This is a genomic window from Parachryseolinea silvisoli, assembly GCF_021190955.1.
In the GTDB taxonomy this organism is placed as follows: domain Bacteria; phylum Bacteroidota; class Bacteroidia; order Cytophagales; family Cyclobacteriaceae; genus Ohtaekwangia; species Ohtaekwangia silvisoli.
The window spans coordinates 438,495-458,833 of the sequence record NZ_JAIOAO010000005.1 but is presented as its reverse complement, the minus strand read 5'-3'; the positions used below and the strand labels follow the sequence as shown (position 1 = coordinate 458,833).

The 20,339-nt window shown below is 52.8% G+C and carries 12 protein-coding genes; 6 read left to right on the top strand and 6 right to left on the bottom strand.

Features of this window, described 5'->3' with window-relative positions:
* Positions 1-104: 104 nt before the first annotated feature.
* The 5 genes from K7P01_RS27210 to K7P01_RS27190 form a co-directional block, all read right to left on the bottom strand.
* Positions 105-1,838 (bottom strand): RagB/SusD family nutrient uptake outer membrane protein, encoded by a 1,734-nt coding sequence (locus K7P01_RS27210; protein ID WP_267297756.1) that lies wholly within the window; start codon positions 1,836-1,838, stop codon positions 105-107.
* 12 nt (positions 1,839-1,850) lie between these two features.
* Positions 1,851-5,216, bottom strand: a complete 3,366-nt coding sequence (locus K7P01_RS27205; RefSeq protein WP_267297755.1) for a SusC/RagA family TonB-linked outer membrane protein — start codon at positions 5,214-5,216, stop codon at positions 1,851-1,853.
* 433 nt (positions 5,217-5,649) lie between these two features.
* Positions 5,650-6,336 (bottom strand): SMI1/KNR4 family protein, encoded by a 687-nt coding sequence (locus K7P01_RS27200; protein ID WP_267297754.1) that lies wholly within the window; start codon positions 6,334-6,336, stop codon positions 5,650-5,652.
* Between the two features lie 102 nt (positions 6,337-6,438).
* Positions 6,439-7,884, bottom strand: coding sequence for a TPM domain-containing protein (locus K7P01_RS27195; protein WP_267297753.1), 1,446 nt, complete (start codon positions 7,882-7,884; stop codon positions 6,439-6,441).
* Positions 7,885-8,071: 187 nt separating this feature from the next.
* Entirely contained in the window at positions 8,072-8,782 is a 711-nt protein-coding gene (locus K7P01_RS27190; protein ID WP_267297752.1) for a DUF4397 domain-containing protein, read from the bottom strand.
* Between the two features lie 288 nt (positions 8,783-9,070).
* On the opposite strand from K7P01_RS27190, the gene K7P01_RS27185 reads away from it, so the two are divergent.
* Positions 9,071-9,865, top strand: coding sequence for a DinB family protein (locus K7P01_RS27185; protein ID WP_267297751.1), 795 nt, complete (start codon positions 9,071-9,073; stop codon positions 9,863-9,865).
* Between the two features lie 53 nt (positions 9,866-9,918).
* Here K7P01_RS27185 and K7P01_RS27180 read toward each other — a convergent pair whose 3' ends face one another.
* Entirely contained in the window at positions 9,919-10,494 is a 576-nt protein-coding gene (locus tag K7P01_RS27180) for an RNA polymerase sigma factor (protein ID WP_267297750.1), read from the bottom strand.
* Between the two features lie 219 nt (positions 10,495-10,713).
* Between K7P01_RS27180 and K7P01_RS27175 the strand changes: the two genes are divergently transcribed.
* The 5 genes from K7P01_RS27175 (at position 10,714) to K7P01_RS27155 (ending at position 20,246) form a co-directional block, all read left to right on the top strand.
* On the top strand, positions 10,714-11,808 hold the full coding sequence (locus K7P01_RS27175; RefSeq protein ID WP_267297749.1) for a FecR family protein: 1,095 nt from the start codon (positions 10,714-10,716) through the stop codon (positions 11,806-11,808).
* 121 nt (positions 11,809-11,929) lie between these two features.
* Positions 11,930-15,343, top strand: a complete 3,414-nt coding sequence (locus tag K7P01_RS27170) for a TonB-dependent receptor (RefSeq protein WP_267297748.1) — start codon at positions 11,930-11,932, stop codon at positions 15,341-15,343.
* A 31-nt stretch (positions 15,344-15,374) separates the two neighbouring features.
* The gene (locus tag K7P01_RS27165; protein WP_267297747.1) at positions 15,375-16,871 is read left to right on the top strand and encodes a RagB/SusD family nutrient uptake outer membrane protein; all 1,497 of its coding nucleotides are present in this window, start codon (positions 15,375-15,377) and stop codon (positions 16,869-16,871) included.
* Between the two features lie 74 nt (positions 16,872-16,945).
* Positions 16,946-19,222, top strand: a complete 2,277-nt coding sequence (locus tag K7P01_RS27160; protein WP_267297746.1) for a T9SS type A sorting domain-containing protein — start codon at positions 16,946-16,948, stop codon at positions 19,220-19,222.
* Positions 19,223-19,628: 406 nt separating this feature from the next.
* Positions 19,629-20,246, top strand: a complete 618-nt coding sequence (locus tag K7P01_RS27155) for a hypothetical protein (protein ID WP_267297745.1) — start codon at positions 19,629-19,631, stop codon at positions 20,244-20,246.
* Positions 20,247-20,339: the final 93 nt, after the last annotated feature.

Here is a 20,339-nt window from a genome sequence, read left to right as displayed (position 1 = left end):
CACGGCCGCGGGGGAAACGCTCCCCGGGTTAGTTTAGGTTACACGGTATGCACGCGCGCCGGTCCTGCGATAGGGTTTATTTCTTAAGTCTGCCGCTATCGGTATCAGTAGTTCTGATTCTGCTCCAGCGTAGCTTTTCCATTCACCTGCGTATTTAATATTTCTTGCAGGGGAATCGGAAAATATTCATGCTTATTTGGCACGAATCGCACACCGTTCAAATAAGCTCGTTTTGTTCCTTCGACCTCGTAGTATGCATTCAGTGTCTCCTCTGCAATTTTCCAGCGCACTAAATCAAATCGACGATGTCCCTCCATCGCAAATTCCAGCCGTTGCTCGAATTGTACAGCCTTCAATGCCATATCGGCGTCTGTCCAGGGATCGGTATATTCGTTAATGACATAGTTGGCCGCGGGTGTCCCATCCGCATTTTTTACCCATCCGTCCGGATTGGCGGCACGGGCTCGTACCTGATTTACATAATCGCGGGCTGTCTCCAGGTCGGCTTGCCGCACGGCAATCTCTGCCAGCCAGAGCAACACATGCGCATATCGAATCATGCGATAGTTGTTAGCGTTCAGACGTGGGTTGCCAACAAATGTATAGGTACCAACATCCGAGCGATACATGACGTGCTTTTTGGGAGAATAAGGACCCGCGTATGACTGGTCACGAACATACGTCTTGCCGGGATGTACGCCCCAATCGAGATACGGTATACCACGGCGGCCGACGGTCCAGTCGAGCCGCGGGTCCAGTGTGCCTGCATAGGGAGTAAAGGCAGCGGTGGCTTCAATGCCCTGATCATTCTCGACATCTTCGTCATTAAAATCGTCGAGCAAGGGTAGCCCGTTGGCGTCCGTCTTAAAAGCGTTTACTAAGTTCTGGGACGGTTGGAAGAAACCACAGCACGTTGTCACACCCCCACCGCCGTAGGGGTAGTTGAGCGTAGAGCCAATGTTACCATTCTCACCCCCGGGTGCACCATCGTTCACCGAGTATTGTACTTCAAAGATTGACTCCTGGTTGTTGTTGGTCACCGCGCGGAAGTTATCGTGGAAGCGGTCAACAAGTTGATACTGATTGCTGGCGACGATCGCGTCCAGCAGTACTTTGGCTTCGGGATATTTTTCCTGGAACAGGTACGCTTTCGCCAGTGTAGCGGCGGCAGCCCACTTAGTGGCGCGGCCACGCTGGCGTTGTGTAGCAGGCAAGGCGTTGTAGGCGGCCTGCAGGTCTTCTTCAATACGGGGCCAGATGTCTTCGTCGTTCGGTACTTTGGTGCTTTCCAGGTCGTTCGGATTGTAGATCGTTTCATCGATGTAGGGCACCATGTTGAACATCTTTTTCAGCTCGAAGTGATAGTGGCCGCGCAGGAATCGCGCTTCGGCTATCAATTGCGTGCGCTGATCGTCGGTAATATTCTCGGTAATCTGGGGTAACAGCTGCAGCAAGTCGTTGCAGCGCGCAATGCCGTCATACATGCCCCGCCACTTGCCGCGGAAGTATATATTGTCGGATGAGATGTTGGCTTGCTCAATCAGTGAAATGGGCGGCTGGTCGCCGGCAATCGTGCCTTTATAGGCGTCATCGGACGCGACGCTACCGTACACCCAGTTGTCGGCGCCGACCTGATAGGAGCGATACGCTCCTTCGGTTGTAGCCCAGCCGTCGAGCAGGGCATACGCCCCGGTCAGGAGCGCGTTGGCCCCGGAATAGCTGCGTAAGGAGGGCGTGAGCAGCGCGGCCTTGGGCTTGGTTTCCAGGAAAGAGTCAGAACAGCCTGTCCAGAGGCTGATCAGTGCTATGCAGCAAAGTATGATGATCTTGGTTTTCATAAGGCATGTCGGTTAGAAGGTGAGATTAAGGCCAACCAGGTATTGTTTAGCAGCGGGATATGCGCCACCGTCCACACCCAGTTGACGGTCCGTGCCAGACGTATAGGTATAGGTTCCCGCTACGCGGTCGTTGCCCGCAACATAGTTCCGCAGGTTGATCTCCGGGTCCATGCCGGAGTAGTTGGTGAGCGTGATCAGGTTCTGTCCCTGGACATAAACACGCACTGACGACAGTCCGATCTTAGACACCAGCGTCTGCGGCAGGGAATAGGTAAGTTGGATATTCTTAAACCGGAAGTACGAACCTGATTCAATATAGTATGTCGAGGGGGAAATGCTCACCTGGTCACTGGAGGTGAGCTGCGGCAATACCGCGTCTGTTTTACCCGGACGCCACGATTCGTATAACATCCGCTTGCTGCGGTTACCCGCGAACGTGGGGAAGTCCGTCCAGTATTTGACATAGTTGAAAATGTCATTGCCCGCGACACCCTGACCGAAGAGCGTCAAGCCAAAGTTTTTATACCGCACATTCAGGTTAATGCCATACGTAAAGTCAGGGTGTGGATTGCCGATGATCGTCAGGTCGCGTGTGTTGATCACACCGTCGGGTACGCCATCCGGGCCGCTTACGTCGCGGAAGATAAATCGACCGGCGCGATTTTGGTTTGTGCCCAGGTTGTTCTTGGGGGCGGCTGCCGCCTGGTCATCGCTCTGGAAGATGCCATCGATGATGTAGCCAAAGAACGATGAGATGGGGTAGTCCTGTTGCGTCACGACGAAGTTCTGAATGCGCTCGTCGTTGATGCCGAAGTATTGCGTGTTGGCATCGCCGGTAGTTTTCGTTACGACGTTGCGATACGTGCTGAAATTACCTTCGACGTCGTAGAAAACTTCGCCGCCCATGGCTTGGCCGTGGTAGGCCACCGCCAGGTCGATGCCGCGGTTGCGCATCGAGCCGATGTTGCGGAAAGGCACTATCGCTACGCCCGATGTAAGCGGACTGGCCACCGGAAACAGCATGTCCGACGTAACACGATTATACCAGTCGAGGTTAATATCCAGCTTATTGCCCAACAGCGTAAGATCAAGCCCCACGTTGGTGGACGTAGTAGTTTCCCACTTGGCGTTGGGGTTACCGAACTGTGTTATTTCATACCCCGGGATTACCGACGTACGCGAGCCGCTGAGGTCGTAACCTGATGCTGCCGGGCTGGTAGAGAAGATTGTAGACGAGTTATAGTAGCCAATCTCCTGGTTGCCGGTTTGGCCCCAGCCTATCCGCAGCTTCGCCCGGTCGAGCCAGTTACTCGCGCCTTGCGCAAAACGCTCTTCCGAAAATATCCACCCGGCGCTTGCTGCCGGGAAGTAGGCCACCAGGTTGTTCGCGGAGAACCGCGAGGAGCGGTCGCGACGCAACGTGCCCTCCAGCAGATATCTGTCCGAGAGGGTGTAATTGATCTTCGCGAACTCGGACGCCAGCATCCAGTCGCTGGCGCCGCCGTTGTTGGTTTGTGCGCCTGTGCCGCTGCTGAGATACCGGTTTTCGAGATCGTCAGACGAGAAGTTCGTGCGGCTGGCGTCAAACGTTTCGTAGTAATCTTTAATGGACTCGGTACCGATGATGAAGTTGAGGCGGTGGATGTCGTTAACAGTAACATTATACGTTAGCGTATTAAACCAGGTCCAGGTCCACTCGTAGTTGTTCGTGGTCTTGAGAGAATTGGAGCCGCGCGCTTCCGACGACTCGATGTCACGGATGATATAATCGCGGAAGTTGAAGGTATTGTAGTCTACGCCGAAGCTGGTCTTGGCCGTGAGGTTGTCGAGAATATCGACTTCGGTATAGATATTACCAAACAGGCGCAGCTCTTTTTGCATATTGTCCTTGTTACGCCAGAGGTCCGCGACGGGGTTGCGCGAGTTGTCGAGGTCGGTGCCGCGCGTACCGGCAAAGGTGATGCCCGATACATCGTATACCGGCACAATAGGCTGAATGCGGAAAGCAAAGGAGGTCGGGTTGCTTTCGTTGCTGTTGCCGTTGGGTTGGTTTACGCGTTGGCCAAAGGCCACTTGTAAGTTCTCACCCACACGCACGCGCTTGTTGATGTTGAATTCTGTGTTGGCGCGAAGCGAGTAGCGTTTGTAGTTGGTATAGATCATGATGCCTTCCTGGTTGAAGTAGTTTACCGACATGGCATACCGGCCGCTCTCATTACCACCCGACACACCGATTTGATGGTTTTGAATGGGCGCCGGGTCGAAGATTTCATTCAGCCAATCGGTGCCTTGTTTGTTGGCTTTGGTGATCAGCCACTTGTCGCGGTTAAAGCTGGCGTTGTCGATGTCACGACTGTAATTGATGTAGTTGCCGTTAGCATCCTGCGCCACACGCGGATCACCTTCCATGGCGCCCGCGGGGAAAATGTAGTCGGGTATAACGGGCGTGGGGCCATTGCCAAACTGCGCGTGCCTGGGGTAGCCGTTCACATCCGATACTACGCCGGCATTGATGCGGGATTCCCACGTCAGCTGGGCGTACTCCTGTGTGTTAAGCAAGTCGAGCAATTTGCCCGGTCGTTGTGTGCCAATGTACATGTCGTACGTAAAGACCGGCTTGCCCACTTTGCCTTTCTTCGTGGTGATGATGATTACACCGTTGCCGGCACGCGAACCATAGATCGACGCGGCGGAAGCATCTTTCAGGATCTGCATGGACTCGATGTCGTTGGGATTGAGTGTATTGATGTTGCCCTTGGTCGGCACACCGTCGACGACATAGAGGGGCGAGTTGTCATTGATGGTACCAAAGCCGCGGATACGGACCATCACGCCGCCACCCGGACTGTTCTCGTTGCCGACTGTTACACCGGCCACTTTTCCTTGCATGGCCTGCCCGAAGTTTGTGGAGGGTGTCGTTAATAACCGGTTGGCATCAATGGTCGCCACGGCACCGGTGATGTCGCGCTTCGATTGGGAGCCGTAGCCGGTAACGACCACTTCGGAGAGGGATACAACGTCGGGTACCAGGGATACGTTGATGATCGTTTGGTTGTTGACCGGAACCTCCTGGACAGTATAGCCAATGAAAGAGAAAACCAGCGTAGCGGTTTCCGGAGCCGAGATACGGTAGTTCCCATCGGCATCCGAGGTCGTACCATTCGCGGTACCTTTTACCAGAACGTTTACGCCGGGCAACGGGCTGTTTGTGTCGTCGGTTACACGGCCCGTGATCGTGATGTCGATCGGCAGCCGGGCATGAATGTGGTTAGCATTTGAAGGAGGTGTTGCCGCATGGGCAAAGGCGTGGGCCGGCGACAGGCAAAGGCCTGCCACCAGGGCCATACCGCACCAGTGGTTGTGTAGTGGTATGCGCATAGTGTTTAGGGGTTATATTGATAGAAAGATTCATAGCGGACATAGTCAGGTATAGCAATACATATACATGTTTACCGATAGCAAAACCCCTATAGAACTACCTACGGAAATACCCCATCTCACAGAACAATCTGCACAGAGAGCCGGAAAAAAAGGCAATACAAAGCTGTGCGATATACCGATCGTATATCGTCTCGTAAAAACCAGAAAGCAAACAAACAAATGGCAGCCGACAATCTCGGCCCATCAACAGAAATGGAATAACGTAATGAAGATAAGAGAATAATTGATAAGTTGAAATCGTGTGCACATAATTGTAGACACGTCGCATAAACAATAATCGAAACGTTAACACGGGTATGCGAACGCGCGTCGGCGATAAGCCGTATTGCCTACCGCACAGCACGGTAGGCGTTGATCGGAGGGAGAGGTGTTATTCGGTCAGGTCGAAGCGGCGTGGGTAGCCGGGGTGGTGCGCGCGGGTGTAGTCGTCTTCGTCTTCGATCTGTTTGTCGACTATGGTTGTGATGGCTTCCAACATGGCCGTCAGGGTAGGCGCGACAACGCGGCGGTAATTTTCGCCGTGATAGTAGTCTACGATCTGGTTGGGCTTGCCGGTAAAGGTTCCTTCCGTGTCATAACACAGATAGTCACCGCCGCCGTTTTCAAAAATGGGAATCCAGCTTACCCGCCACCAATTCCTGATCTTGAATTGATCTTCGGTTTGTTCAGAGGTCGTGAGGTCGTTCAACTCGTCGCGGTTGAGGAGCGCTTCCTCCAGCGTCATAAAAGTCTTACTGCCAAAAAGGCTTCGTGTCTTGCCGTCAACGCGCTGGCCGTTCTTCCAACGGTAGAGCTCCCGCAGCTCGGCTGGCACTTTTGTGTCGTATTTTTTCTCGAGGGCTTGTATCTCCGCGTCGGTGAGGGGTGCCTGGAGTGTGGCGTAAAGGGTTGGATCGTTTTTCTGAAGGCTGGCGTCCAGGCGGCGGAGGAGGGCCTTGAGGTCGGACGAAACAAAGTACTCGATGGCCAGTGGGCTGATGTCCTTGGCGCGCATCGCTGCCCTGACGGTGACCGTCGTCAGGAAGGGCAGGATAAACAAAAGCAGCATTACTTTCATAGAAGGGTATATACTATATACAACGAAATATAGCAGGATCGCCGGTTAGTCCTTCGACCGCGTAAGTATTCTGTTGAAATTGCTGTTTTTGCCGGGGAGCGTTTACCAGCTGCTGCTGGCCCCACCACCCCCCGAGCTGCCACCACCCCAGCTACCGCCGCTGGACGAGGAGCTGCTTCCGCCTGAGCTGCTGCTACTGCTGGACGAGCGCTCCAACCGGGCAATGCTATAGGTACTGCGCTTGCGTTTTCCGCAATGGACGCAGCCATAGATCTCTTCACCCTGTCCTGACGACGAGTAGGTCGCTGCCCGCAATGTTTTCCGGCTAATGAGGTATGACGTCTGTGAACCGCAGTACGAGCAGTTTTTATACCGGGATGAACGATTTGGATAATTCCAGGCTTCGGTGTTCTGGCAGGCTGTGCATTGCCATACGTCGTAGTCCACCGAACGAATGTTCTCTTCGATCAGCTGGGCTTTTGACAGGTATGCGTCGTCGGCCTTCTCGTCGAGCTTGATCATATTCCCCTGGCAGCCGGCGCAGGTGCGTGGATGGTTGCGATAGCGGCGTTTACGGACGAGGTGGTAGAAGAAGTAAGGTAAGAAGGGCAGGGGAAATATCAGTCCCATAAAGAACCAATAGACCTGGTTGCTGCGTAGGAACCCGACCACGCCGTGATAGTCACCGTCTTTCACCAACCGTCGCATGACGCGCTTCATGCGCCACTGGCGGTGCAGCAACGTTATCAGGAAGTACAGATACAACCCAAGCATGGCAATGATAAAGGGCTGGTCGGTGCCGCTCACGCCAATGAGGGCAACGATCAGCGCAGGCGCCAGCAGGAACTCCGCGACCCATGCGAGCTTGGTTACCCGCATTTCGGGATAGTCGGTATGGGATGGGTTTTTCGAATTGCTGAAAGATTTATTAACCAGCTTGATGACAAACGACACCAGCAGGACGGGTAATACAAAGAAACACAGAAAGGCGACCGCGCCGGCGTAATCGCCCACGGCGTTGTTGGTTTCCTCGGCTTCCAATTCATCGGCATACGCCGGATCGTTGATGACCTTTACAACCGCCTCGATGCCCGCCAGCATGCCGCCGTTGTAATCACCCTCCTTAAATAGGGGTACCATGTATTCCTGTTGAATGCGCTTGCAACGTGCATCGGTCAGCACCCCTTCCAGTCCGTAGCCCGTGTGAAAACGGATGGTGTGAGTGTCTTCCACGAGCAGGATGAGCAGGCCGTTGTCGTTGGTCTTCTGGCCGACGCCCCAATGCGTGAAAAGATCCTGTGAAAAAGAAAAGATGTCGACGCCTCCAATGGAGTTTACTGCCACGACGGCTACCTGCACTGTCGTGCTGTCTTCCAGGCTCTTAAGCAGGGCATCGAGGTTGGCCGTTGTGGCCTCGGTTAGAATGCCGTCGGGGTTTGACACGTAGCTGCCGTTGACGAGCTTTTGGTTGGGAACCGACTCGACCGTCCACTGCGCGTATAGTGTCGGCGCGAGCAGGAAAAACAAGGAGAGGAGAATGTATTTCATGCGGCGTAAAAGCTGACAAGATACGGTAGGCGTCGTAAAAAGAGGGTTGGAAAGGCCGTAAAATCGAGCAAAACATTACCTCGTAAGCAAGAGGTGGAGAATAACAGATGGAAGAGAATACCGATGGCGGGCGCCGTAGAAATAACCGGGGCTTGTATATAAAACACAAGCGCCCGGATTGTTTTTTTTAATGTACGATCACTTCGCCGCTCAGCACATTGGTGTTGCCGGCAGGGGGTGTTTTGTACCCGCGCACCAGCACCGTTTTGTAAGCCCTGGCCGGCAGCGATACGTTGGGAATGCTCAATACTGACTCGCCGCCCGCGACAACTTCAAAGTTGTACGACTGGGCATCCACCTCCTGGAACGGCGTCGCGCCCTTGAAAGACTGCGCATCCGTCAGGTTGCCTGCTGCATCTTTTACTTTTAATGTCAGCGGAGCGGCATCCGGCGACAGGTTGACAAAACGTATCATGGCTTTGCCTGTGGCCGGCTCGGCAGCCGATGAGTCGTTCAGCACCAGCAACTCGGCGTTCTCATAGTTGTCGACGACAAAAATTGAGTAGGCTCGGTCGTTCACCAGCGTAATGGCCGTGTCCAGGGTTACATTGTTGGCACCGTACGGGCCCACTTCCAGCGTGCGTTCGCCGGTATAAAATCGCAGGTAGCCGGTGTAGTCTGCATATCGCAGCGGGGCATTGCCGTTGATCAGCCGATTGTCAACGACGATGTTCAACGCCGGCGCGTTCGGCGATGCATTGTACAACGAGACATACGACACGGGTATGTTTACGATATTGTTGTTGGAGTCGTCATCTAAACAGCCTCCTACCACCAGGGACACGGCGGCTATCAAACCCACCATTCCCATCCGAAACGTTTTTCTGGTCTTCATCATTTGTGTTGGTTGTTTTTACTTGAATCAATACAGCGCTACGCCAGAAGACAAGGAGCTTCCAGTACTGTTTCCAGCACAGTCGGGCATCTGGTAATACGCTAGAGTAAAAGTTTTATCAATCGCTACAATCCTCCGCCGCTGATGGGCTTACAAAATCTTAGACACCGGAAAGCGTCGAAAGGTTCGAATGGTTGTTTGAAAACGGCTTGGTGGCGGGCATTTTGTCGTGCATTTCAGCGCATTGGTCGGCACCGTTTTTTAGCGATATTGATTTGGAAAACGCACTTTATGATCACACGCATCTGGCATGGACGAACACGCGCGGAGGACGGCGACCGGTACCTGGAACAACTTGTGGTCGCAGGCACAGAAGAATACCGGCAGACGCCCGGCAACCTGTCGGCCAAAATATGGCGCAAGCAGGAGGATGACGGCTGTCACTTCTGGACTGTTACAGAATGGGAGGATCTACCCTCCATAAAAGCCTTCGCGGGCGACGATTTCCAGCGGGCAAAATATTATCCGGACGACCAGGGCATCTTGCTGGAATTCGAAGAGCATGTCCGGCACTACGAGTGTTTTGATGTATCGCGCACGAAGATCCATCACTATCTATACCAGCTGGAGCAAACATACCACGGCGGCAACTGGCTCGACGAGAGCCTGCTGGGCAAGCTGAACGGACTTACTGTGGAACAGGCCTTTGCTACGCCCGTCCCTGGCGTACACAGCGTGGCCGAGATTGTATGGCATTGCATTTACTGGCGCACCGTATTGATCCATTGGTTGCAGGGCGACAACCGCTACCGTGACGAAACACGCGAGCGCCTTAACTTTCTGCCGGTCGATGCACTAAAAGAAAGAGGCTGGGAAGCACTTCGCCGCGAATTGCAAAATACACAAAGCACCCTACGAACAATACTTTTGCAGAAAGACGATCGATACCTGGCGGAAGAATACCAGCCGGGATATACCTATGAGCAGGCCGTTGCCGGAACGATTCAACATGATATATACCACCTGGGGCAGATTGGGTTGGTGTTGAAGATCCAGCGTGTGATGGGAGAGAAGGAGACAGTGTGAGTGTGAGCGTGAAAGCGAATACGGGATTCTGTCTTCTCTCTTCGTTCTCGCTCTCACACTATCCTACGGGCCTGGAAGGGTTCACGCAGGTTGGCGAGGGCTTTGTGTAGCAGATTATAAACAGACTGCGCGTTGATCTCCATGATCTGTACGATCTCGGATACTTCGAGGTCCTGGTAAAAACGCAGGTAGATGATTTCTTTCTGTCGCTTGGGGAGCGTGTTGAGTAATTCGGCAAATTTGTTGGACGTCTCGCGCAGCGTTTGTTCGCGAATGAGGTGGTGCTCGATGGAGAATTCCACGTCGAAGTAATAGTTGTCTTCGATGGTTTCGACGTTCAGGTGCCACCGATTCTTGTGCAGCTCGCGGAAGATCTTGTGCCGCACGCTTTTAAAGAGGTATGACTTCACATAGTCAGTAGCGCCAATCGTTTGGCGGTTACGCCAAAGCTCCAGGAACAGCTCTTGCAAGCAATCTTTTACAAACTCGGCATCTCTGGAGAATTTGGTTCCGTAGCTGAATAAGCTTCGATAATGCGTCGTAATGAGCGTCTCAAAGCTAGCCTTACTTCCCCTTCTAAACTCCTCCCAAAGACTACCGTCTTGATCCGTGGATGGTTGTGATTTCAAGCGTACTCGATATTAAGCCTGTATTAAGTGGCTTAAAGGTTGGACTTTTTTGTGGGATATAAAAGTGTAGGTCCGATGTGCAAACGTTTTTTGATAGCCAAAACATCGTTTTTAGGGCTGTCGCCCTTGTTTTAAAAGTTTTTAGAAAAATCTTTTTCAGGAAGAAGAGTAGAAAAATGCAATCGTTGTCTATCCTCATTATACACACGATTGCGGTCAATGGATCATTATAGACAATATACAGTAGAGAACTTCATCGAAGACAGCCGGTTTCGAGCCTGGGTGCGGCACCCCAGCGCCAGCGAAGACCTGGCCTGGCGGCGGTGGATGGATGAGAACCCGCAACAGCGCGTGACGGTAGAACGTGCGCGGGCGATGGTGCTTGCGGTGCATCCCGTACATACCGAAACGATCAGCGATGCGGAAATTCGCCAGGAAGTAGCGCAGATACTCAACATCCTCGATGAAGAAGAACACCAACTTGTACTGGAAGAGAAAACTTCGCGCCGGCCCTTATACTGGTTAACGATCGCTGCATCGGCTGCTGTATTGTTTATCGCCAGCTGGTATCTTTTTACCACGCTCACATCATCAGACACTGAACAAGCAACGTATACTGCCGACAACTATCGCATCGAGCGCGTAAACGAAAGCGAGGAGCCCATCCTCATCACCTTGCCCGACAATAGTTCCGTGTTGCTTTCGCAGAATAGTCGAATCCTATACCCGAAGGCATTTGATGGCAACACGCGCGAAGTTGTCTTAGAAGGACAGGCATTTTTTGAAGTAACGAAGAATGCGAAAAAGCCTTTCTATGTCAACGCGGGCCACCTCGTTGCCAAAGTGTTGGGCACGAGCTTCGAGATCAACACCCAGGCGCCCGGACGTCAGGTACGGGTGCTCGTACGAACCGGTACAGTGGGAATTTATACCGACGGGGCTGCTTCGCCGCAGGACCCTCAACAGAAGCCCAATGTGGTACTGACGCAAAACGAGCAACTAACTTATGGCGAAGTGAGCAAACAGCTGCAGCATACTCGACTGGAAGCGGCGGCGGTCGATGCCCTCGACGTGCCCGATACGTATTTGCAGTTCACCGGAACGCCCGTCGCGGCGGCATTCAAGGCATTGGAGAAAGCGTATGGCGTGACGATTGCCTACGACCCTCAACAGGTCGCAGGATGCTCGGTAACGGCCCGTTTTACCGACGAGCCTTTCGCCCTTAAACTTGATCTTATCTGCCGGTCCATCGGTGTGCGCTACACGTTGGCGAACGACCGCGTGGCCATCGAAGGACATGGCTGTAGAAACTAACCCAAGCTAACCAACCCCACGCCTATGAAATAACTGTAATACCCTACAAACAAGAGGACCGATGATGTTCGCAGCACCACCGGTCCGGTGTAATAAATAATAATAAAAAACTATCCAATGTATGGAAAAATCTTTACATGTCCATCGCTCATTTTTCATGTTCATTATGAGAGTAGCCATGATTCCGGTTCTAATCGTCCTGACGTGCTCAGGAATGGCATTGGCCACCGAGACCCACGGACAAGAAGCCCTAAATCGCCGAATTTCGCTTGATGTTGAAAACCAGGAGATGATCACGCTCCTGAACAAAATCGAAGAAGCTGCCGGCGTACGGTTTATCTATAGCCCCGAAGTAGTGCCCGTGCACGAAAAGGTAAGCCTGAAAGCCACGAACGACGAGCTCGACGAGGTGCTGCAGCGATTATTTTCGCCGTACGCCATCGCATTTGAAGCGGTCGAAGATCAGATCGTATTGCGCAAAGAGGTACTGCGTGCAGTAGTTCCCGCACCGCCTTTACAGCCCGTCGATCGCACGATAACGGGTACGGTCACCGATGAGACGAACGCCGCACTGCCGGGGGTAAGCGTGCTGGTGAAGGGCACGTCCATCGGTACTGTAACGGACGCCGACGGCAAGTATACACTGTCCATCCCGACTGCGTATGAAAACGACGTGCTGTTGGTGTCGTTCATCGGCTATGCCACGCAAGAAATACAACTCTCCGAGCGTACACAGCTGGACATCCAGATGATACCCGACATTCGCTCGTTGGAAGAGGTTGTGGTCGTAGGAGCTTCCCTGAAAGAAAAAGACCTGACGGGTGCGGTGGTAAGCGTCAACCAATCTACGCTCAGCGAGCGACCGGTAGGAACGATCAACGAAGCCCTGCAGGGTCGCGCTACGGGTGTATACATTCGCAATAGCCCCGAACCGGGCGGCAATGCTTCCATCCGCGTGCGGGGTAACAACTCTATGCAATACGGTGCCAGCCCTATCTACGTGGTAGACGGTGTGGTGATGGAACGTGACTTCAACATGATAAACCTCAGTGACGTTGCTTCGATCAACGTACTGAAAGATGCTTCTTCTACGGCGCTATACGGATCACGCGGTGCCAATGGCGTAGTGATCATCACGACCAAGAAGGGCAAGAACGGAGAAGGAAAGGTGACGTACGATGGCTGGATGGGTGTTCAGGATTTTCTGAATGAAAACCTGACGTTAGGCGCCCAGGATATGTACAATCTGCGTATCGACGCGCTGGAAAATGCGCCCTCCATCGGAGGTGCGTATTATGCGGCCAATCCCAACGCCACCCACCAGAACTTTGTCAATGACGTGGTTATCGGCGGTGGTCGGTTTGCTCCCTACGAGTTGCGCACCATTGCGCAGGGCCGTAGCTATAACTGGCTTGACAAAGTAACCCGCTCGTCGGCTGTACAGCAGAACCACGTGCTGGGCTTTTCGGGTGGTACCGACAAAGGCAACTATTACATCAGTCTGGGCTACCTCAATCAACAAGGCCTGGTGCAAAGCTCCGGCTTTAAGCGATACACAGGCCGCATCAACGCCGAGCAGTCGATTAAGCCGTGGCTTAAGGTTGGCACGAACACATCGTTCAGCCGCACAGAAGAAGATTTGGTCGACGGTCAGGTATTCGAAGAGGCGCGTGGCGCCAACCCGATGCTGAATAGCGATACGACTTCCCTGAGACTGGCGTGGGGCGACAACTGGAACCAGGATAACGAAAACCCGGTTAATTCGCTTCGCATTGCGCAAGATCGTTCTAAGAATCGTTTCTTTTCTTCGAACTACCTCAGCGTAAATCCGATCAAAAGTCTGACGGTTCGCACCAACCTGACTGTCGATTTCATCGACCAGCAATTCTACGAGTATATTCCGAATGATATACAGCAGTCCATACGGGACAACTGGCAAGGTCAGGCAAAACAAAATGCCGATCATGTCTTCAACTTCCAGTGGGACAATTCGATTACCTATGCTAAACAGTTTGGCGAGCACGCACTTACCTTCCTGGCTTCTACGAGTGTAAGCCGGAATCAGTTCAAATGGACCAACACCATGGGCCGTGGTTTCCCGATCAACGACTTTGGTTACGATAATCTTGGCGCTGCTTATGACAAAGCGAATTTTGCGATCGGATCGGACTATACCCGGTCTTCGCTCATGTCCTATCTGGGACGTGTAAACTACGAGTATGGCGACCGTTATATGGCTACGATCACGGCCCGCTACGACGGCTCGTCGAAATTTGCTCCGGAGAATCGCTGGGGTTGGTTCCCGTCTATCTCCCTGGCCTGGAATATTGCCAACGAAGGTTTCCTGGCCGATCAGGAACTGTTTGACGTGATCAAGCTGCGTGCGGGCTGGGGCCGTGCGGGTAATCAGAATATTCCCGACTATGCTTACTATACCAAATACAACGCGGCCTATTCCAACGGTGCTGTCGAGTTCCGTCCGAGTGACACACGTGGCAACCGCGACCTTACCTGGGAAAAGCAAGACCAGCTGAACATTGGTACAGACCTGGCGGTGTTAAACAACCGCATCCAGGTGAGCCTGGATTATTTCCACATCAAAAACTCCAATCTGCTCATGGAGCGGTCATTGTCGACAACCTCTGGTTTTGCGAAGACAATCGAGAACATCGGCGAGATGACCAACCGTGGTGTAGAGGCTTCGGTCAATGCCGCGGTCGTTCAGACAGACGCTGTTCTGTGGAACGTATCGGCTAATATCTCGGCCGACAAAAACAAAGTGACACGGCTTTACGGCGACGTAGACGCGATTTACAAGCTCGGTGGGTATAACAACAACGAGATCCAACGCGAAGGCAATTACTTTGTGGGCCAGTCGATCAATACTATCTATATGTTGCAGTTCGACCGCATCATGCAGACGGGAGACAAGGACTATGTAGCAGGTCTGCAGACAAACGGCAAACACTTGCAACCCGGTGATATCCTGCCAAGGGATCAGCAGAAACCGGGCGAACCCGGTTATGGCATCATCGATCAGGATGATAAAGTAGTGATCGGCAAAAAAGATCCGAAATTCTACGGCGGGTTCTCTTCGAACGTATCGTGGAGAGGTTTTTCACTTAACGCGTTGTTCACCTATTCCTATGGTGCCAAGGCGCTCAGCTGGTACTACGAACAGTTGACCAATGGTACGGGCTATACGGCGGCGCATAAAGACATGCTGGACCGTTGGACGCCTGAGAACACGGACACCAACATACCCCGTGCTACATTCGATACCAACGAGCGTTATTCCAGCGGTGAGACTTCGTGGGGTGTACAGAACGCATCGTATCTGCGGTTGTCGACTGTGACCCTGGCGTATACGCTCCCGAAAACGGTCATCGGCCGCACCGGCCTGTCAGACGCCCGAATCTATGTTACGGGCAACAACCTGAAGACGTGGACAAAATACAAAGGCTATGATCCCGAGAACGGCGATGGTTACCCGACCGCCCGGATGTTCGTGGTAGGTGTAAACCTTGGTTTCTAAGAGATGTATCGTGGATCCAAAAACATGTATTATGAAAAAGATTAAGATACTTTATATACTTGTGACACTGGCTGTCCTGGCGTCGTGTTCAGATTTCCTGGACGAAAAGCCCAAGACCCAATTGATTGCAGAAGATTTGTTTTCCGACGATAAGCGTATCGGCCTGGCGGTTGACGGTGCGCTTACGCAGTGGCGCAACACCCGTCAGGATCGTGGTGCGCTCTACCTGAGCCTGGGTACCGACGAAACACAGCAGGGCGGACAACAGGTGAAGGAAAGCACAGACCAGGGAGCGCTGGATAAATATGATGGCGCCCTGAATGCACCCAACACCACGATTGCCGGCATGTGGAATGCACGGTGGCCGATTATCTTCTCTGCCAGCCAGATATACCGTTATGCCACCGCCAACGAGCTCAAGGCATACGGCGCTTTCCTACGCGGAGCCATGACGTTTGAAGTGGCGATGTTTTGGGGTGAAGTGCCTCTCATCGACGCGGACAACCCGCGCTTGGGTCGGCAGCCGATACCCGACGTCTATGCGCAGGTCATCAAAGACCTGACGTTTGCTGCTGAGAATCTACCCGAAACACAGACTGATCTGAAGCGGCCCACCCGCTATGTTGCGCAGGCCCTGCTGGGTAAAGTATATATGTATGCGCCGGAAGCCGCGAATGTACGCGACTATGCCAAGGCCATCGAACAGTTCGACGCGGTCATTCCGCACTTTACACTGGTGCCGAACTATGCCACGATCTTTAACGCAGAGGCAAACCAAAACCTGTCGGAGTCGATCTACTCGTTTCAATTCCGGAACATACAACCCGACAACAGCATGGCCCAGCACCATGCAGGCTCACGCCCTGTAGCCGATCTTGATGGAAAGACCTATTTCGGCGGATACGACCTGGCCTTGCCGACGGCATATTACTACAAGGACAAAGCCGATGGTGGTGTCTGGGAACCTGGCGATACACGTAAGAACGCCAGCATCCGGTATGATCTGACATTGCCCGACGGCCGTGTGCCGCAGATGACCTGGACAGGCCAGGCAGATGAGTTGGGTCCGCACACCCGTAAGTTTGAAGATATCCGTACACAAGGTGTGATCGGTTTCTGGAATGGTGGTTTCCCTATGCCCTACTTGCGCCTGGCGGACATCCTGTTGTGCAAGGCCGAGTGTCTGAACGAGCTAGGCCAGACCAGCGCGGCGGTAGAACTGGTTAACACGACCGTGCGTACGCGCGCCTTCGGCGGATCGCTTACCGAAGAGCAGACCTGGTCGGCTGGCATGTCGCAGGCCGACTTTAAGGTCAACATTCTCGACGAGCGTATGCGCGAGCTGGCGTTTGAAGGATGGCGTCGCATGGACCTCATCCGTACAGGCAAGCTGGTGTCACTGGTGAAGGAACGTAACCCCTGGGCGACGAGCATCGACGACCACCACTATCGTTTCCCGATCCCTGATACCGAGATCAAAGTGAACGACGATATCGACGAAAAAGACCAGAACGAAGGTTATCGGTAACATAAACAGAAAAAGCGGTGCATGTAGAGGCATCGCTTTTTCTATTTTCAGACGTTTGAATCATTTACGACCACATGAAGTATATACTTTTTCTTTTTGCGCTTGCCTTGCCCGGATTGCTCGCGGCACAGGAAACGCTGCCGTTTGGTACTGACGGCAGGATTGTCTATAACCTGCAAACCGGCCAGGTCACGGTCTTTGCCGGCGACCGTGCCTTTATAACCGACGCCCGGGCCGTGGTGCACAACGGTGCTGCTGAAATCAGCAGCACGGACTATACCAACCGGAATGCCGAGCAGAGCGATATCAGCGACGCGTTTGGCACAGGGCGTAAACTGGTGGTAAGCCTTTCCGGCAGCGGCCTGCCCGATCTGCAGCAGATTTTTTATGCCTATACGGGGAAGGAATATTTTCTCACGGAAGTATACCTGCGCGGGGCTTCGGTCAGCAGCAACTACATGGCCCCGCTTGTGTCGTCCAACGTGGCGTTGGGCGCTACCGGCGACAACCGTGTATTGAAGGTGCCTTTTGACAACGATACGTTTATTCGCTACCAGTCCTTCTCGCTGTCGAAAGAAGTTACCAACACGAGCTCGGAAGTGACGGCGTATTACGACAACATTGGCCGCACCGGCCTGGTGACGGGGTCCGTTGAACACATGACGTGGAAGACCGGTGTGAGAACTGTCGGCACGGGTGGTCAACTGAAAGAGTTTGCCGTGTGGGGTGGTTATACGGAGGTGGGCGTTACCCGCGACGTGCGTGCGCATGGTATGCTGAGCGGCACGGAGGTAAAATCGCCGAAGATTTTCGTCGGGCTGTTTACCGATTGGCGCAAAGGCCTGGACGAGTACGGTAAAGCCAATGTGTTGGCTGAGCCTCGGTATATTTTTAACTGGGATAAACCCACGCCTTTTGGCTGGAACAGCTGGGGTGCCATTCAGACCAATATTAACCTCGATAAAGGCAAGGCTGTGGCGAATTTCTTTGCGTCCAGCGTGCCGGCGTATCGCAGTGGAGGCACAGCCTATATTGATCTCGATTCGTATTGGGATATGCTTGCCAGCGGAGGTCTGGCGGGCGACTTCAGCCAGCTAAAGATCTTTGCCAATTACTGTAAGGAAAAGGGCCTGCAACCCGGTGTCTACTGGGCACCGTTTGTCGACTGGGGCAAGAATGGTGGTGCGGGAGTAGAAGGTACCGGTGGTCAGTACACCTATAGCCAGGTCTGGACGAAGGCAAATGGCGCCTACCACGATCTGGACGGTACGCGTGCCATGGACCCCACGCACCCGGCTACGAAAAAGCGTATTGAATTGGTGATCAATAAATTTAAAGAATGTGGTTTTACGATGATCAAGATAGATTTTATCGGTCACGCAGCAGTCGAAGCCGATAGCTATTATGATCCAACGATCAAGACCGGTATGCAGGCCTTCCGCAAAGGGATGGAGTACTTGATCGATCGACTCGATAGCAAGATGCTGGTATACGTGGCGATTTCGCCAAACCTGGCCACCGGGCGCTATGGACACATGCGTCGGATTGCCTGTGATGCATATTCCGACATGAATGCGACGGAATATACGCTTAACAGCACAACCTATGGCTGGTGGCAGACCCATGTATATAATTACATCGATGCCGACCACCTCGTGTTTAAAAACGAAGCCATCGGTGTGAATCGGGCGCGATTCACCTCGGGGCTGATTACGGGATCACTTATTACCGGCGATGATTATTCGACTTCCGGCGCCTGGACGTCGACGGCGCGTCTGCTGCTGCAAAACGAGGACTTGCTTGCCATCGCCCGGAACGGCGTGGCGTTTACACCGGTGGAGGGAAATGCTGAGCAGAGCGCGAGCGAGGTATTTGTACAGACTATCGGATCGAGCCAGTATGTGGCGATCGTCAATTATAAGGATAAGAAAACATACGACCTGAGCCTGAGCCGTCTGGGCATTGCGCCGGGTGAGTATGTCGTAAAAGAGCTCTTTACCGGTAAGGTAACAAGTTTGCAGGGTTCCAATCTTTTACGTGAAATGCCGGCGAGTGATGCTGCTATCTTTCGCCTGACACCCGGTACCGTTACAGGCGCATTAACTGAAAGCGCCAATGATACGGCCACACTTTCTCCCAATCCGGCAACGGACATTGTCAAGATCCAGAGCGCGAAGACCATCCGCACACTAAAAGTGTTGTCAGCAGAAGGAAAGGTGATCAACGAAGTGAAAAACGTGAAGAGCAAGGAGTATAGCTTTAGCATAGCAAGCTTCCACAAAGGAATTTATATTGTTACGCTGGCGCACACAGACGGCACAACAAAAGTCTTCAAAGTGGTGCGCGACTGATCGAATAGAGAATTAGGTTGAGGGTAAGCAGGCATGCCGGTAACGTTCCATCCGAACGGGCACCGGGTGCCTGTTTTATTTGTGGGTTTCAATATCCAGTTTTCAGGGAATGGGTGCCGCTTCTCGAAAAGTGCCGTCTTTCCGAGGCAGAATACAGCTACCCGCGGTTACAACGTAGTCGCTGTCTGCGTATAGTTGATGATGGGCTGCTCGTCCCTCGATCGGCCCGGCTTTGTTTATATACTGTTGTGTGGAAAGAAATTCACAGAATAGTCGTTATAACGATTACCACCCTGATAATACAGGTACATAGGAAATCTACGTATATATTACGTAGATATACAGATGTATGCGGCATCTTTGACATGCTACCTTTGTAGTGTGTAAAGAAAAAACCCCTCCGGATATGACACGTACATGTCGGATTTTTCAGGGGGCCAGTCATACATTTTTTACATGTCTGCTGCTATCAGTAGCATCTTGCTCTGGCGATGATGGCCCCGTCGGGCAGCAGCGAACTGAACATCTACAAGATAACCCTACGTCGGGCTACTTTGAAGGTGTTATTGAAGGTATAGGTGTTGATGGTACACCGTTTTCGGAAACGTTTCAATATGCCTACCGCCCGAATGTATGGATAGGGGGCGACTCTCTGAAATTAAACCGCCGTCTGAGCAATGAAGCGCACGCGCCATACCTGCAGCTGGATGTAGCCATTCAGCACCGTGGCACGCAACAAGAAATGCTTGTGCCGGTCTATCTGGTATTTGAGTTTAGCAAGGCACTGTCGGCTACCATGCAGCTCTATCTGTATGCCGAGTACTACGGACGAAACTATTCGAGTGATCTGAAGATCACCCGCTACGATCACGATAAGAAGACAGGTGTTATGCGCTTTGATTTTGTATACGATGGCAACGGCCAAAACGACAATTCGACAAACCGCCCTCTAAGAATTCGGGGGCGCTTCAACTCGGGAACCGAACCAGTGTTCGCCGAGGTCGTTAACCGTTGGAACAAATAGTCACCGCATTGTACGCTGGTAAAGAAATTGACTTAGGTTGTTTAGGTTTGGGGTAGGAGGGCCATCCACATGGTCCTCCTTTTTTTTGTGTTC

Coding starts and splice junctions, on each gene's coding strand:
- K7P01_RS27210 (WP_267297756.1), bottom strand. CDS start 1,838: ATGAAAACCAAGATCATCATACTTTGCTGCATAGCACTGATCAGCCTC.
- K7P01_RS27205 (WP_267297755.1), bottom strand. CDS start 5,216: ATGCGCATACCACTACACAACCACTGGTGCGGTATGGCCCTGGTGGCA.
- K7P01_RS27200 (WP_267297754.1), bottom strand. CDS start 6,336: ATGAAAGTAATGCTGCTTTTGTTTATCCTGCCCTTCCTGACGACGGTC.
- K7P01_RS27195 (WP_267297753.1), bottom strand. CDS start 7,884: ATGAAATACATTCTCCTCTCCTTGTTTTTCCTGCTCGCGCCGACACTA.
- K7P01_RS27190 (WP_267297752.1), bottom strand. CDS start 8,782: ATGATGAAGACCAGAAAAACGTTTCGGATGGGAATGGTGGGTTTGATA.
- K7P01_RS27185 (WP_267297751.1), top strand. CDS start 9,071: ATGATCACACGCATCTGGCATGGACGAACACGCGCGGAGGACGGCGAC.
- K7P01_RS27175 (WP_267297749.1), top strand. CDS start 10,714: ATGGATCATTATAGACAATATACAGTAGAGAACTTCATCGAAGACAGC.
- K7P01_RS27170 (WP_267297748.1), top strand. CDS start 11,930: ATGGAAAAATCTTTACATGTCCATCGCTCATTTTTCATGTTCATTATG.
- K7P01_RS27165 (WP_267297747.1), top strand. CDS start 15,375: ATGAAAAAGATTAAGATACTTTATATACTTGTGACACTGGCTGTCCTG.
- K7P01_RS27160 (WP_267297746.1), top strand. CDS start 16,946: ATGAAGTATATACTTTTTCTTTTTGCGCTTGCCTTGCCCGGATTGCTC.
- K7P01_RS27155 (WP_267297745.1), top strand. CDS start 19,629: ATGACACGTACATGTCGGATTTTTCAGGGGGCCAGTCATACATTTTTT.